Source organism: Pseudomonas sp. 2hn (assembly GCF_019646095.1).
In the GTDB taxonomy this organism is placed as follows: domain Bacteria; phylum Pseudomonadota; class Gammaproteobacteria; order Pseudomonadales; family Pseudomonadaceae; genus Aquipseudomonas; species Aquipseudomonas peradeniyensis.
The window spans coordinates 5,010,194-5,025,221 of record NZ_CP081016.1 but is presented as its reverse complement, the minus strand read 5'-3'; the positions used below and the strand labels follow the sequence as shown (position 1 = coordinate 5,025,221).

Sequence of the window (15,028 nt, the reverse complement as noted above, 5' to 3'; positions counted from 1 at the left end):
GAGTTGTGTAGAGGAGCATTCGATGAGGCGTGTCAGCCTTGACCGATTCTATGCGGGGATTTTCGCCCTGCTGTTGTGCCTGGCCGTGCCTGCCTGGGCCGCGCCAGCCACGCCGGTATCGCGCCTGGCCGTGGCCGAGCAGCAGGTGCTGGACGAGAACGCCAGCCTGGAGGAGTTGAGCGAACGGCTCGACCAGATCCGCCAGGGCGTCACCAGCAACGCCAACGACGACCTGCTTGCGCAGTTGCGCCAGTCGGCCCTGCAGGTGCAGCGCCAGGCCGATGTGCTGGTCACCCAGCGCACCGCCGACGTGCAGCGCCTGGACGACCAGCTCAACGTGCTCGGCCCGCCGCTGGAGGAGGAGGCCGAGAGCCTGACCCGCCAGCGCAAGCAGCTCAACGACGAAAAGAACAAGCTGGTCGCCGAGCAGAAGGACGCCACCACGCTGACCCAGTCGGCCCGTGACTTGTCGACACAGATCGTCAACCTGCGCCGCAGCCTGTTCAACTCGCAGATCACCAGCCGCGCCGCCAGCCCGTTGAGCCCGGCGTTCTGGTCGAGCCTGATCCGCCCCACCGACGACGACGTGGCGCGCCTGCGCGACCTGCGTGGCGAGGTGTCGGACGCCATGGCCAGCGCCTTCAGCGCCGAGCACCGCTGGTTGTTCATCACCGCGCTGGTGGCGGCGGTGCTGGTCTGGACCTTGGTGCGCCGGGTGCTGGAGCGCCTGCTGGCCGACGCCATGATCCGCTGGCTGCCCGAAGGCCGCCTGCGCCGCAGCGCCCTGGCGCTGAGCGTCAGCCTGGCGACCCTGGGCACCATCTCCGGCTCCGTGTCGCTGCTGCGCTGGGGCCTGGAGAGCAGCGCCGACCTTGGCACGGACCTCGCCAGCCTGACCAACCATATCCTCGCCCTGGTGATCTTCAGTGCCTTCATTTCGGGCCTGGGCCGCGCCATGCTGATGCTGCAGCGCCCGTCCTGGCGCCTGCCGCCGATCCCCGACGAAGTGGCCAGCGCCCTGGGCTGGTTCCCCAAGGTCCTGGCCCTGGCGCTGATGGTGCTGCTGACCCAGGAGCGCATCAACAGCGTGATCGGCACCAGCCTGGCGCTGACCCTGGCCACCAACGGCCTGACCGCCCTGGTGGTGTCGCTGCTGTTCGTCGTGGCCCTGCTGCGCTACCGCCGTGCCCGTCGCCAGCATGACCTGGAGCGGCCCAAGGGCCTGGCCGGGCTGATCCCGTTCGTGATCGTGGTGTGGGTGCTGGCGATCCTGCTGACCCTGCTTGCCGGCTACCTGACACTGGCCTACTTCCTCACCGCCAAGCTGCTGTGGATCAGCGTGGTGGTGGTCTGTGCCTACTTGCTGGTCACGGTGTTCGGCGATTTGTGCGAAACCCTGCTGTCGCCCCGCCAGCCCGGTGGCCTGGCACTGGCCTCGGCGCTTGGCCTGCAGCAACGCCACCAGGCCCAGGCCAGCACGGTGCTGGCGGGTATCGGTCGCACGCTGCTGCTGTTCGCCGCCGCGTTGCTGGTGTTCATGCCTTCGGGCACCAGCCCGGGCGAGTTGCTGCTGAGCCTGGCGGACTGGGACGGCACCGGCGGCAAGGTGTTGGGCAACCTGAACATCGTGCCCCAGGACATCTTCCTGGCCGTGGCGATCTTCCTCGGTGGCTGGTTCGCCATCCGCGTGGTCAAGCGCTGGCTGAGCGAGCGACTGCTACCGGAGACCGACATGGACGCCGGCATGCGCGCCTCGCTGGTGACCCTGGTCGGCTACCTGGGCTTCCTGTTCCTGGCCATGCTGGTGATGTCCACCCTGCACATCAACCTGACCAGCCTGACCTGGGTGGTCAGTGCGCTGTCGGTGGGTATCGGTTTCGGCCTGCAGCAGATCGTGCAGAACTTCATCTCCGGCCTGATCCTGCTCACCGAGCGCCCGGTGAAGGTGGGCGATTGGGTGAGCCTGGCCGGTGTCGAGGGCGACATTCGCCGGATCAACGTGCGCGCCACCGAGATCCAGATGTCCGACCGCTCGACGGTGATCGTGCCCAACTCGCAGTTCATCTCGCAGAACGTGCGCAACGTGACCATGGCCAATGCCCTGGGGGTAGTTGGCATCACCCTGACGCTGCCGCTGGAGACTGACCCGGCGAAGGTGCGCGAGGTGTTGCTGGCGGCGTACAAGGAGCATGAGTCGATCCTCGATGCGCCGGCCACGTCGGTGACCTTCAAGGATTTGACCAGCAGTGGCATGGTGATCGGTGTGAGCGGTTACGTGGCCTCGCCGCGGCAGGTGTCGAGCACGCGCAGCGACCTGCTGTTCACCATCCTCGGGCGCTTGCGTGACGAGGGCATCGCCCTGTCGTCGCCGCAGAGCATGGTGCTGGTGCAGGAGAACGGGCGACCGGCCGACGAGCCGGCGTGAGGCCATCGCGGGGCCTGCCCGCCCACGCCCCTGTAGGAGCGGCCTTGTGCCGCGAAAGGGCTGCGTAGCGGCCCCGACGATCTTTGCTCAACACTGAAATCTGGGGCCGCTACGCGGCCCTTTCGCGGCACAAGGCCGCTCCTACAGGGATCGTGCAGGGCAGGTCTCCAGGCGTCAGCCGCAAGAGCAGCGGTTCAATGCATGCTCCGCCAGCGCCCGCCCCATCTGCACGTTGTGTGCGGCGTTCACCAGCATCCCCAGCCCGAGTTCGCCGGACAGGGCGCAGCAGTACTCGTCGATGGTGTCTTCGATACCGCGCATCAGCTGGATGGCGTGAAGCAGCGCTTCGGTGGTGGGCATATCGTCGTTGATGGTGAAGAAGGGGCGGTTGAGCGATTTGGCAGGGGGGGGATCAGGAACGATCTTTTTCATTGCGAATCTCCAGGTTAGTCAGGAGCTGCACGCTGATCCCTCTCACAGGATTGGGTGGCAGCTGTACGCAGGGTGAGAGACCGGAAACCTGGGAACCCGGCCAGGACGAATCCTGCCCGCGCACAGCTGCCGCAAAGGCTGCAAACCAGATCTCAGGCTCTCACACCTGATCGTCAGAACGACGACCTGGGGAAGTTAGTCCTGCTGATGGCCCTCGACAATTCAGACGCGTCGGCAGCGTGCGTAGGGTAATTCCCAAGCTGTTCTGCTTTGAAGCACCTTGTTTCAGGTTCGGAAATGTCTTACGGCTGAAGAGGTGTTGATTGTCGTGGGAGCGGGCTTGACCCGCGATGGGTTCCAAGTGATATCGCGAGAAGGCGACCTTGTCTTCGCCGATAGCCTTGCAGCGCTTATGAGATCGAGCGCCGCCCGCGCGGCGCATCGCGACGCAAGGCCGCTCCTACATCTGTTTCGGGCCAGTCAATCCTGTGCCATTACCGGGTCCGCCTTGTTGGTACGACGCGGTCGCAGCGTGGGCACCACTGGCGCCTCACCTGTCTCAAGACATGCACCAAGGCGGGCAACCATGGCCTGACAGGTTCGGCACGTTGCAACAAATGTAGGAGCGGCCTTGCGTCGCGATGCGCCGCGCGGGCGGCGCTCGATCTCGCAGGCGCTGCAAGGCTGCCGTCGAACACCTGCCAACCTCACGCGTCCTGTGAAAGGGCTCAGCTACTCACCCCAAACACCGCGTTACATGCTTCACCGACTGATACCCCGAAAGCCCCCAAGGCCCAAGCTCTCGGCCAATGCCGCTGCCCTTGGTCCCGCCCCACGAGGTCTCGACGAACACCGCCTGCACCGAGTTGATCCACACATGCCCGACCTCCAGCGCATCGGCCACGCGCTCGGCGCGTTCCAGGTCGGCGGAGCATACGGTGGCCACCAGGCCGAAGCGGCTGTCGTTGGCCTGGGCGATGGCTTCGGATTCACTGCCGAAGCGCCGCGCGCACAGCACCGGGCCGAAGATCTCCTCGCTCCACAGGCGGCTGCTCACCGGCACATCCACGTACAGCGTCGGGCTGACGAACCAGCCGTCGCGGTCCAGCGCCTTGCCGCCGGCCAGGCACTTCAGGCCTTCTTCGCGGGCGGTGGCGAAATAGCCGGCGACCTTGAGCCACTGCGCCTGGCTGGTCAGCGGCCCCATGTCCACTTCTTCCGCCAGCGGGTTGCCCACCCGCAAGGCTTCCAGCGCCGCCTGCAAGCGCGGCAGCAGGGCATCGGCGATGCCGTCCTGCACCAGCAGGCGCGAGGTGGCCGAGCACATCTGTCCGGCGTTCCAGGTGATGCCGGCGACGATCCACTCCACCGCCTGGTCGACATCGCAATCGTCGAACACCACGATGGCCGACTTGCCGCCCAGCTCCAGCGTCACCGGTCGGCATTGGGCCGCGGCGGCGCGCATCACCTGGCTGCCGACGCCGTTGCTGCCGGTGAACGACAGTTTGTCCAGGCCATTGTGGCCACTCAGGGCGGCGCCGGTCTCGGCCTTGCCGTTGACGATATTGAGTACGCCGGCCGGCAGGCCCAGCAGCTCGGCGATCTGGCCGTAGGCCTGCTCGATCAGCGGGGTGACCTCGGAAGGCTTGAGCACCACCGTGCAGCCGGCGGCCAGGGCCGGGGCGAGCTTCCAGGCGCTGGTCACCAGCGGGAAGTTCCACGGCACGATCAGGCCGACCACGCCCACCGGTTCCAGGCGGGTGCGGGCGGTGAAGCCCGGGGCGGCCAGGGGCACGTCGCGGTTCTTCGCCGGCAGTTGCTCGGCCAGATCGGCGTAGTAGGCGAAGGTGGCGATGGCGTCGTCCAGGTCGATTTCGGCCTCGTGGCGCGGCTTGCCGTTGTTGCGCATCTGCAGGGCGATCAGTTCGTCGCGGCGCTGGCCCAGCTGTTCGGCGAAGCCGCGCAGGTAGGTGGCGCGCTCGGCGGCGCTGACCGTCTTCCACGATGCCAGGGCGCGACGCGCGGCGGCCACGGCCTGGTCGACCTGGGCGCTGCTGGCGGCCATCAGTTCGGCGAACGGCTGGCCGTCGGACGGGTTGTGGACAACGATGCAGTCGCTGCCCTGGCCTTCGACCCAGCGGCCGTCGATGTAGTGGGGTGTGGTCATGGTCGGATTCCAGTCAGGCCATTTCGGCGGTGGTCACGGGCTTTACGGGCGTGCTTTTGCAGCGCACCCAGCGCGGGCCTTGTGGGCCATACACGCCAGCGGGTTCAGGAAACAGGTTGAGCAGGATCAGGTACAGCACGGCGGCGATGCCGAGGGTCACCGGCAGGCTCAGGTCGATGCCGCCGGCCAGCTCGCCCAGCGGGCCGACGAACTGCCCCGGCAGGTTGACGAAGCACAGGCCGATGGCCGCGCTGGGGATCCACGCGCCCATGCCGCGCCAGTTCCAGCCATGGTCGAACCAGTAGTGGCCGCCTTGCTGGCCACGGGTGAACACCTGCAGGTCGTCGGCATGGTAGAAGCCGCGGCGGGTGATCAGGCCGAGGATCATGATCACCATCCAGGGGCTTGTGCAGGTGATGATCAGCACGGCGAAGGTCGACACACTCTGCACCAGGTTGAAGGTGAAGCGGCCGACGAAGATGAAGCCGATGGCCAGCACGCCGATCAGCAGGGTGGCGGCGGCGCGGCTGAGCAGGCGCGGGAACACGCTGGACATGTCCAGGCCGGTGCCGTACAGCGCCGTGGTGCCGGTGGACATGCCGCCGATCACCGCGATCAGGCACACCGGCAGGAAGAACCAGCCCGGCGAGATCGCCAGCAGGCCGCCGACGTAGTTGTTGGCGGCGATGTAGTCCGGTGCCTGGCTGGCCACCAGGGTGGCGGTGCACAGGCCGAACAGGAACGGGATCAACGTGGCGGCCTGGGCCAGGATCACCGCCAGCATGATGCGCGACTTGGCGGTTTCGCGCGGGATATAGCGCGACCAGTCGCCAAGGAAGGCGCCGAACGACACCGGGTTGCTCATGGCCAAAATCGCCGCGCCGACGAACGCCGCCCAGAAGCCGGCCTGGCCGAGGTTGACGCTGCCGGCGTAGCCCGCGTCGAAGGGCCCGGCGAAGGCGAAGATACCCAGCAGGAACAGCAGGCTCGAGGCCCACACCGCGATCTTGTTGACCCACAGCATGAAGCGAAAACCAAAGATGCACACCACCAGCACCAGCACCGCGAACAGGCCGTAGGCCAGGCCCAGGGTCAGGTCGGTTTCCGGCAGGCCGACCAGGCGCTTGGCGCCGCCGACCAGGGCATCGCCCGAACTCCACACCGACAGCGAGAAGAACGCCACGGCGGTCAGCAGCGACAGGAACGAGCCGACGATGCGCCCGTGCACGCCGAAGTGGGCGCCGGACGATACCGCGTTGTTGGTGCCATTGAGCGCGCCGAACAGGCCCATCGGCGCAAGGATCAGCGCGCCCACGCCGACGCCGAGCAAAATCGCCCAGACGCCGGCCTGGAACGACAGCCCGAACAGCACCGGGAAGCTGCCCAGCACGGCGGTGGCAAAGGTGTTGGCGCCGCCGAAGATCAGGCGGAACAGGTCCAGCGGGGCGGCGTCGCGTTGATCGTCGGGGATCTGTTCGACGCCATTGGTCTCGATACCGGTCGAGTGGCTCATGGTGATGCTCCAGCGCGAATGTTGTCGGCCGTCGGGCGGCCTTGTTGTGTGTGCGATGGCAGTGCGGCAGGGCCGCTTGAAAGGGGATCAGGCCGGCGAGACGACCGACAGGTGCTCGTGGCAGGCCAGCCAGCGCTCGCCTTGCAGGCGCAAGACGATGGTCTCGCGCTCGTTCAGGTCGAGGGTTTCGCCGGCCACGCGCAGGCGCGTGGCCACATCGTGCATGAAGATCGCCACGTCGCCCTGCAGGCTCACCTGCGCGTTGCTGGACTCACAGCCGAGCACGGCGAATCCATCAGCCTGCCAGCTGGCCCAGAGATCTTCATAGGCGCGGCGAGACATCAGCGGTTGCGGCACGGTGTGGAAAAGGAAGGTGGCGTCTTCGCTGAAGCAGGCGAAGTAGCGGGCGGTGTCGTTGCTGGCGAAGGCGGCGACGAGGTCGGCGGCGGCCTGCCGTACCTGGAGTGTCTGGTCCACGGGAGTGGCCTCACGGTTTATTGTGATTGTTGGTGAAGCGATTCTGGTGGGGGCGGGCGGGGGGAAAAATCGCTGTGGGCAAATAATCAGTTCAGGAAATCGTGAACCAAAGGGGTACTGTGCTTTACCCGGGTGTTGCCACTGGCTAAGGTGTCGGCAGCCTTGACGTCATCAAGCTTCACGATCGTTCCCACGCTTTCAGACCCGATGGACATTCCCATGAGCCAGTATCTGCCGCCACTGACCGTGACACCGCGCATGCTGGCGCTGGTTGCCGATATCAGCGAGCAGGTGGGGGCACTTACGGCCAATCGGGAAGTGGCGCTTACCCCGCAACTGCGGCGGGGCAACCGCATTCGTACCATCCAGGCCTCGCTGGCGATCGAAAACAATACACTGAGCGTCGAACAGGTCACTGCGGTTCTGGAAGGGAAGCGGGTACTCGGCCTGCCGCGTGAAATCCAGGAGGTGCGCAATGCCTTTGCCACCTATGAAGCGATGAGCGGCTGGCTGCCCGAGCGTCAGACTGATCTGCTGGCTGCCCACAAGCTGCTGATGATGGGGTTGATCGACGACGCCGGCCAGTTTCGCCAAGGAGGTGTCGGCATCTATCGCGGCCAGCGCCTGTTGCACATGGCACCGCCTGCCAGTCGCTTGCAGCCGCTGATGCATGACCTGCTGCATTGGCTGGGCGCCAGTGACTGGCACCCGTTGATCAGCAGCTGCGTCTTTCACTACGAATTCGAGTTCATCCATCCTTTCGCCGATGGCAACGGGCGAATGGGTCGTCTGTGGCAGACGCTGATACTGAGCCGCTGGCGCCCGGTACTCGCCTACCTGCCGGTGGAGTCGGTGATCTGTGCCCAGCAGGAGACGTACTACGGTGCTTTGGCGGCTGCGGATCAGGCTGGCGAGGCCACGCCCTTTGTCGAGTTCATGCTCCAGGCGCTGCGAAAGGCATTGGCCGAGGCGAGTGAGACCGACCAAGTAACCGACCAAGTAACCGACCAAGTAGCGCGATTGCTGGAGGTTCTGAAACCGGGTGTCGCGCTGCGCGCCAATGAACTGATGGAGCGCCTCGAGCTGTCTCATCGGCATACCTTCAGAGCGAACTACCTCAAGCCAGCGCTGGCGGCCGGTCTGATCGAAATGACCGATCCGGCAGCTCCGCGCAGTCCGATGCAGCAATATCGTCGTACCTCACAATAACAGTGCCCGCCTCATTGTTCTCCAGATGGAACTCTGAGGGTTCACCCATGGGCCTACCGGCCCGCGCCTCTCCTCTCTACCGTTAGCCCTGTCGCCCGCCTGGCCCCAGGCCGCACGGGTATTTGCCACGGCCCGCCGACTGACGGTCGCTTCGTTCAGCCTGCGTTGCCTACTCTCATAGTCCCCACTGTGGATGTGTGGGGCGCGGCCCGACCGCAGCGGCCAGGATGGCCTGTTCTCCACGCCAAGAGGAGAGAACGATTAGCAATTTCTCGCAAGCTGCCAACGTTGAAGGCCAGGTGCCACGACTCGACCCCGGAAACGCCGCGATGCTGCTGATCGAGAGCTACACCAGGGCCCAGGCCGTCGTCACCGGTCATGAGCAACTAGACTCGCAACGCAACTGACTCTGGCTGTTCCCCATCCAAGCAAGGAGATCCACCATGGCATTCCAATACAAGCGTCTGGACAAGAACAACGCCGCGGTACTGCTGGTCGATCACCAGACCGGGCTGCTGTCGCTGGTGCGCGACATCGACCCGGACCGGTTCAAGAACAACGTGCTGGCGCTGGCCGACCTGGCCAAGTACTTCAAGCTGCCGACCATCCTCACCACCAGCTTCGAGACCGGCCCCAACGGCCCGCTGGTGCCCGAGCTCAAGGAGCAGTTCCCCGAAGCGCCCTACATCGCCCGCCCCGGCAACATCAACGCCTGGGACAACGAGGACTTCGTCAAGGCAGTGAAAGCCACTGGCAAGAAGCAGCTGATCATCGCCGGCGTGGTCACCGAGGTGTGCGTGGCTTTCCCGGCGCTGTCGGCGCTGGAGGAGGGCTTCGATGTGTTCGTGGTCACCGACGCCTCCGGCACCTTCAACGAGCTGACCCGCGACTCGGCCTGGCGTCGCATGGAGGCCGCCGGCGCCCAGCTGATGACCTGGTTCGGCGTGGCCTGCGAGCTGCACCGCGACTGGCGCAACGACATCGAAGGATTGGGCACGTTGTTCTCCAACCACATTCCCGACTACCGTAACCTGATGACCAGCTACAGCAAGCTGGCCAAGTGACGGTGTGTCCGGGCCCCGGTGCCGGGGCCCGGACCCGCCTTGTCGGTTACGAGGTAATGGATGGCTCCACTGATTGCCTATTTCAGGCTTGCCCTGCGCCCCGGGCGCGATGTGCTGCTGTTCGCGCTGCGTACGGTGGTAGCGGGCCTGCTGTGTCTCTACCTGGCATTCGTGTTCGACCTGGAACAACCGAAATGGGCGCTGATGACGGTGATCATCATCAGCCTGCCGCTGGCCGGCATGACCCTCAAGCGCAGCCTCGCGCAGGTGCTCGGCACCGTGGTCGGCGCGGCGGTGGCCGTGCTGCTGATGGCGTTGTTCGCGCAGATGCCGTACACCCTGCTGGTCAGCCTGGCGCTGTGGCTGGGGCTGTGCACCGCCGGTGGCACCTTGCTGCGCTATACCGATTCCCATGCCTTCGTGCTCAGCGGCTTTACCGCGGTGGTGGTGGCCATGCTGGCCGTACCCGAGCCCGAGGGCACCTTCATGCTGGCCGTCACACGGGTTACCGAGACCTTGCTGGCGGTGGCCTGCGTGGCCGTTGTCAGCCTGCTGACGGCCCGCCCGCAGGCGGTGGCCAACAGCTATTTCGCCAAAGTCGACAGCCTGCTGAAACTGATCGCCCAGCATGCCGCCGAGGTGATCCGCACCGAAGAGGACGAGGCCGCATTCGGTCAGCGTCAGGCCCGGTTGATCGCCGAGGTCAGCGCGCTGGAGGGGTTGCGTCGGCACCTGTACTTCGATGCCCCGCACCTGCGCAGCGGCGATGGACTGGTGCAACTGTTCGCCAACCAGCTGGTGCTGCTGGTTTCGCGACTGCTGGTGCTGCGTCAGCAGCGTGAGCTGATCAAGGCGCATTGGCAGGGGCCGCTGCCCGCGGATATCCAGCTGCTGCGCGACGCCGAACTGGCCAGCCTGGATGCGCTGGCGCGTGACGGTATGGCGCTCTCGGCAGCGGACCGCGAGGCCCTGCGCACCCTGCACAAGGGGTTCGATGACGCCGCCGACCGTGCGGAATTTCTCAATGAGCCACTGCCCCCGCACCTGCGCGCCCTGGCCTGGGCCTTGCGCTGGGAGCAGGCGCGCCTGCTGCAGCAACTGGACGAGCTGATCGAGCTGAACGAGGCGATCCAGCAGGGTCGTCTGGCCAGTTGTCCCCAGCAGCAGGGGCGCGCCAGCGCCTTGCACCTGGACTGGCCGCTGGCGGCGATGAACGCCGTGCGCGCCTGCCTGGCCCTGCTGCTGATCGGCGGGTTGTGGATCGAGAGCGCCTGGGATGGCGCGCGTTCGGCGGTGATCCTGATGGGCGTGATGTGTTCGCTGATGGCGACCTTGCCCCGACCGCTGCTGGCCAGCCAGAACTACAACCGCGGGCTGTTGGTGGGCATGGGCTTGTCGGCGCTCTATCAGTTCGCCCTGCTGCCGCTGTTCACCGACTTCGAGATGCTTGCCCTGTGCCTGGCACCGTTGCTGTACCTGGCGGCGGTCGGCCTGGCCAACCCGATGACCGCGGGGATCGGCATGGGCATCGGCCTGATCAGCCTGTTGATGATCGGGCCGCAGAATGTCGGGGCCTATCACAACAGCGATATCCAGTGGTTCGAGTTCGCCGGTGGCTACCTGGTGGCCGGGGTGCTGGCGATGGCCGTGTTTGCGCTGGTCTTTCCGTTCAATGCGCAGAAACGCATCGCCCGATTGTTTCGCCAGACCCGTGAGGATGTGCGCCGCCAGGTGCTCGGGAGCGGTTCGCTGGCCGGGCAGTTCGCCTTCGAGAGCCTGCTGCTTGATCGCCTGTCGGCGCTGATTGGTCTGTTGCCGGCCGCTGCGGACATGACCTCGCGCGAGCGTGTCGAGTGCGCGCTGGTATGCCCGGCGCTGGCCATCGCCCTGGGCCAGGCGCGTGCTTTGTCCAACAGTGATCTGGCGTTGCCATCGGCGACCCGGACACGCTTGCGGGAAAGCCTGCAGGGCGTCGCCGACTTCGTCGGTGGCCAGGGCGCGGTAGCGCTCGATCCGCTGTTACGGGAACTGGACGATCAGGCGCAGTTGCTCGATGCCCTGCATGGCGCGCCAGGGCAGATGGGGCGTGACGCCTTGCGCCGACTGTTCATCCTGCGGGTGGCGCTGGCGGTGGCCGGGCAGTTGCTGGCGCGTTATCGCCAGGTGCTGGAAGCTGAACGATCGCGGCTGTTGCCGGAGGTGGCCAATGCCCATTGATTTCGAGGTGGGCGGGGTCTACCTGCCGCCCATCGCCCAGGCGCTGCTGCTGGCGCTGCCGTTGTTTCTGCTGGTCGATGCCTTGTTGCGCCGGGTGGGCGTGCTGGCATTCGTCTGGCATCCGGCGCTGTTCCAGGGTGCCTTGTACACCGCGATTTGCGCGGCCCTGTTGTTGTGGATGGGAGTGAGCAGGTAGATGTCGTCGATCAAGCCGCTGTTGTCGCGCAGCCTGACCCTGGTCATGCTGACCGTTGCCATCGTGCTGGGCTGGCTGGCCTGGACGCACTATACCCAGGCGCCCTGGACCCGCGACGCACGGGTGCGGGCCGATGTGGTCACCCTGGCGGCGGAGGTCAGTGGCCGAATCGTCGCCCTGCCGGTGCGGGACAATCAGTTCGTGCACAAGGGCGACCTGCTGTTGCGCATCGACCCGGCGCGCTATGAACTGGCCGTGCTGCATGCCCGGCGCGCGGTCGAGGTGGCACGGGCAGCCTTGGGGCAGTCGCAGGCGAACATCGTCGCCAACCAGGCATTGCTCAAGCAGCGGCGTAGCGAGGAACAGCGCCGGGGCAAGCTGCAGTCACTGTCGGCCATTTCCGCCGAGGAGTGGGAAAAGTCCAAGACTGATGTGGCTGTGGCCCAGGCCGACCTGCTGCGCGAGCAGTCCAGCCTCGGCCTGGCGCAAGCCAATGTGCAACTGGCCGAAGCCACGCTGGAACAGGCACAGCTTGACCTGCAGCGCACCGAGGTGCTGGCGCCGGTCAATGGTCATGTCACCAACCTGCTGACCCGCCAGGGCGACTTCGCGCAACCGGGCGCCGCGTTACTGGCGTTGGTGGACAGCGATTCGTTCCATGTCAGTGGCTACTTCGAGGAGACCAAGCTGCCGCGCATCGCCGTCGGCAGCCGGGCGCGCATCGTGCTGATGAATGGCCAGGCGTTGCAGGGCACGGTGGAGAGCATCGCCTACGCCATCACCGACCGTGAGAACCAGCCGGGCAACCGCCTGCTGGCCAACGTCAATCCGAACTACACCTGGGTCAAGCTGGCCCAGCGCGTGCCGGTACGCCTGCGCCTGGAGCCCAAGAATGCCGAGGCGCCTGCTTTGCGGGCCGGGACCACCGCCACTGTGACGATCCTCGAAGAATGACGGATGATGCAGCAGTGAGCCGTGGACGAGTGTTGCCGATGTTCGACCTGAACGACCTTTATCTCTATGCCAAGGTGGTGGAGCACGGCGGCTTCGCGCCCGCCGGGCGCATCCTTGGCCTGCCCAAGTCCCGCCTCAGCCGGCGCGTGGCCAAACTCGAGGAGCGCCTCGGCGTGCGCCTGATCCAGCGCTCCACGCGGCAGTTCCAGGTGACCGAGGTGGGGCTGGAGTATTACCGCCATTGCCTGGGTATGCTCGAGCAGGCCGTCGCCGCCGAGGATGCGGTCGAACGCAACCGCGCCGAGCCCCGCGGCATCGTGCGCCTGGCCAGCAGCACCGCGTTGCTCGATTCGCGGCTGGCGCCGATGCTGGCGCGCTTCATGGCGCAATGCCCGGTGGTCGAGCTGCTGGTCAAGAGCTACAACCGCCGGGTGGATGTGATCGGCGAGGGCTTCGACCTGGTGCTGAGCGTGCAGCACCAGCCACTGGAAAGCAGCGAGCTGGTGATGCGTCGCCTGGCCCCGAGCCGGCAGTGCCTGGTGGCCGCGCCCGGCCTGTTCGCCGAACACGGGCGCCCGCTGTCGCCGGAAGGGCTCCAGGTTCTGCCGAGCTTGAACTGGGGCGCCAATGTGCAGGACGCCTCCTGGATGCTGGTCGGGCCCGCAGGCGCCGAGGCTGCCGTGCGCCATCGACCCCGCGTGGTGTCGGACGACCTCGCGGTGCTGCGCGAGGCCGCCCTGGCCGGCGTGGGCGCGGTGCTGTTGCCCGAGGAGGCGGTGCGCGACGACCTGGCCGCCGGGCGATTGGTGCATGTCCTCGACGACTGGGCGCCACGGGAAGGGGAGGTGGTGGCGTTGTTCCCTTCTCGTCGCGGGTTGATGCCCGCGGTGCGCAAGCTGATCGACTACCTGGCCGATGCCTTCGAGCAGGAGCAGCAGGCCGCTACGCCGGTTCGCGCTCGTTGAAACCAGGCTCTGCGGGTGGGCGGGCCGACCAGAACGCCAGGCCTGCCGCCAACGCGGTCAGCGCGGCGCCGGCCCAGGGGGTGGCCGCCAGCGTCGCCCCGGTGATCACCACGCCGCCGATGGCCGAACCCAGCCCGACACCGAGGTGCATGGCCGACATGTTCAGGCTCATGCCCGCCGGGAAGGTATCCGGGCCACGGGTCGCCAGGTAGCTCTGCACCACGGGCGAGGTGGTCCAGCTGAGCCCGCCCCAGAGCATCATCGCCGACAGGAACAGCCAGGGCGTGCCGACGCTCAGGGGCAGTACCAGCAAGCTGGCGAGATAGAGCAGTGGCGCCAGGGCGATGGAGCGGCCTGCACCGAGCCGGTCCGCCATCCAGCCGCCGGCATAGCCGCCCGAGACGCCGGCGATTCCGAAGGCGGCGAACAGGGCGGCCAGCCATTGCACGGGGATGTCGGCGACCTGCCGGGCATAAGGGGCCAGGTAGGCGAACACCGTGAAGTGCCCGGCGATCATCAACAGCGACACGCCCTGGGCGGCCACCAGGCGACTGTCGCGCAGATGGCGCAGGTAGCTGCCCAGGGCGATGCGTTCGCTGCTCTGCAGTTGCGGCAGCCCGCGCCAGGCCATCAGCAGCACTGCGATCGCCAGCAGGCTCAGGCCAGTGAACACCCCGCGCCAGCCCAGCACGTCACATAGCAGCATTCCGGCGGGAACGCCCAGCACGAGTGAGCTGCAGATGCCCATGAAGATCACGCCAATGGCTCGGCCACGCAGGGCTTCGGGCACCAGGCGCGTGGCCATCAGGGTGCAGGTCAGGCAGGTCAGGGCGCTGGTCGTGGCCATGCCGATGCGGGCGAGCAGCAGCGCGGTATAGCCCGGCGCCAGGGCCGCGGCGAGGTTGCACAAGGCGAACAGGGCCAGGGTGATGCAGAGCAGTCGGCGCAACGGGAAACGGGTGGTCAGCAGGGGAGAGAAGGGGGCGGCGAGGGCGAAGCTCAGGGAGAAGACCGTGGTCAGTTGCCCGGCGATCCCGAGCGGGACCTGCAGGCCATCGGCCAGGGCCGGCAGGATGCCGACCGTGATGTTTTCCGCCATGCCCGTGGCGAATGTCGCCAGGGCCAGCAGCCAGATACGCGGGCTCATGTGTTGCCTCCGATAAACGGGCCGGCCAAGGTCCGGACCCATTTGTCCCGACGGTTGACCGGCAGTGGTCAGGTCCATCGGGTTTCGAGGCAGTGCTTCGGTTATCCCGGTTCAAGCAGGAGGGATTGTAGACGGTTGTGCGCAGGCGATGAAGCTTTGGGTTCTTTCAGGCTGAACAGGACTCCATGGGCTGAGAGGTCGCGCAGGGAATCATCACCAGCGTGGGCTTGCCCCGCGATTATAGGCATGGCACCGGCTTCGC

Annotated in this window: 12 protein-coding genes; 7 read left to right on the top strand and 5 right to left on the bottom strand. The window is 66.5% G+C overall.

The window, feature by feature from the left end; genetic code table 11:
- Positions 1 to 22 precede the first annotated feature (22 nt).
- The gene (locus K2O50_RS22660) at positions 23 to 2,425 is read left to right on the top strand and encodes a DUF3772 domain-containing protein (RefSeq protein WP_050703700.1); all 2,403 of its coding nucleotides are present in this window, start codon (positions 23 to 25) and stop codon (positions 2,423 to 2,425) included.
- 174 nt (positions 2,426 to 2,599) lie between these two features.
- Here K2O50_RS22660 and K2O50_RS22655 read toward each other — a convergent pair whose 3' ends face one another.
- The 4 genes from K2O50_RS22655 to K2O50_RS22640 form a co-directional block, all read right to left on the bottom strand.
- On the bottom strand, positions 2,600 to 2,857 hold the full coding sequence (locus K2O50_RS22655; RefSeq protein WP_050703701.1) for a hypothetical protein: 258 nt from the start codon (positions 2,855 to 2,857) through the stop codon (positions 2,600 to 2,602).
- A gap of 736 nt (positions 2,858 to 3,593) precedes the next feature.
- Positions 3,594 to 5,024 (bottom strand): aldehyde dehydrogenase family protein, encoded by a 1,431-nt coding sequence (locus K2O50_RS22650; RefSeq protein WP_050703702.1) that lies wholly within the window; start codon positions 5,022 to 5,024, stop codon positions 3,594 to 3,596.
- A gap of 13 nt (positions 5,025 to 5,037) precedes the next feature.
- Positions 5,038 to 6,537 carry a cytosine permease gene (locus K2O50_RS22645; protein ID WP_050703703.1) on the bottom strand — a complete coding sequence of 500 codons (1,500 nt, stop codon included), beginning with the start codon at positions 6,535 to 6,537 and terminating at the stop codon, positions 5,038 to 5,040.
- Positions 6,538 to 6,624: 87 nt separating this feature from the next.
- Positions 6,625 to 7,014 (bottom strand): nuclear transport factor 2 family protein, encoded by a 390-nt coding sequence (locus K2O50_RS22640; protein WP_050703704.1) that lies wholly within the window; start codon positions 7,012 to 7,014, stop codon positions 6,625 to 6,627.
- 219 nt (positions 7,015 to 7,233) lie between these two features.
- On the opposite strand from K2O50_RS22640, the gene K2O50_RS22635 reads away from it, so the two are divergent.
- From K2O50_RS22635 to K2O50_RS22610, 6 genes are all read left to right on the top strand, one after another.
- On the top strand, positions 7,234 to 8,223 hold the full coding sequence (locus K2O50_RS22635; protein WP_050703705.1) for a Fic family protein: 990 nt from the start codon (positions 7,234 to 7,236) through the stop codon (positions 8,221 to 8,223).
- A gap of 443 nt (positions 8,224 to 8,666) precedes the next feature.
- A complete protein-coding gene (ycaC, locus tag K2O50_RS22630; RefSeq protein WP_050703706.1) occupies positions 8,667 to 9,287 on the top strand; it encodes an isochorismate family cysteine hydrolase YcaC in 621 nt (206 codons plus the stop codon).
- Between the two features lie 60 nt (positions 9,288 to 9,347).
- Positions 9,348 to 11,504, top strand: coding sequence for an FUSC family protein (locus tag K2O50_RS22625; RefSeq protein ID WP_050703707.1), 2,157 nt, complete (start codon positions 9,348 to 9,350; stop codon positions 11,502 to 11,504).
- Positions 11,494 to 11,700: a DUF1656 domain-containing protein gene (locus K2O50_RS22620; protein ID WP_050703708.1), complete on the top strand. Its 207-nt coding sequence runs from the start codon at positions 11,494 to 11,496 to the stop codon at positions 11,698 to 11,700. Before K2O50_RS22625 ends, K2O50_RS22620 begins: the two co-directional genes overlap by 11 nt.
- Positions 11,701 to 11,709: 9 nt before the next feature.
- Complete coding sequence (locus K2O50_RS22615; protein ID WP_050703724.1) at positions 11,710 to 12,654, top strand: HlyD family secretion protein; 945 nt, start codon at positions 11,710 to 11,712, stop codon at positions 12,652 to 12,654.
- 38 nt (positions 12,655 to 12,692) lie between these two features.
- Entirely contained in the window at positions 12,693 to 13,619 is a 927-nt protein-coding gene (locus tag K2O50_RS22610; RefSeq protein WP_050703709.1) for a LysR substrate-binding domain-containing protein, read from the top strand.
- Here the strand turns inward: K2O50_RS22610 and K2O50_RS22605 are convergent.
- Entirely contained in the window at positions 13,597 to 14,766 is a 1,170-nt protein-coding gene (locus tag K2O50_RS22605) for an MFS transporter (protein WP_050703710.1), read from the bottom strand. The genes K2O50_RS22610 and K2O50_RS22605 overlap by 23 nt on opposite strands.
- Positions 14,767 to 15,028: the final 262 nt, after the last annotated feature.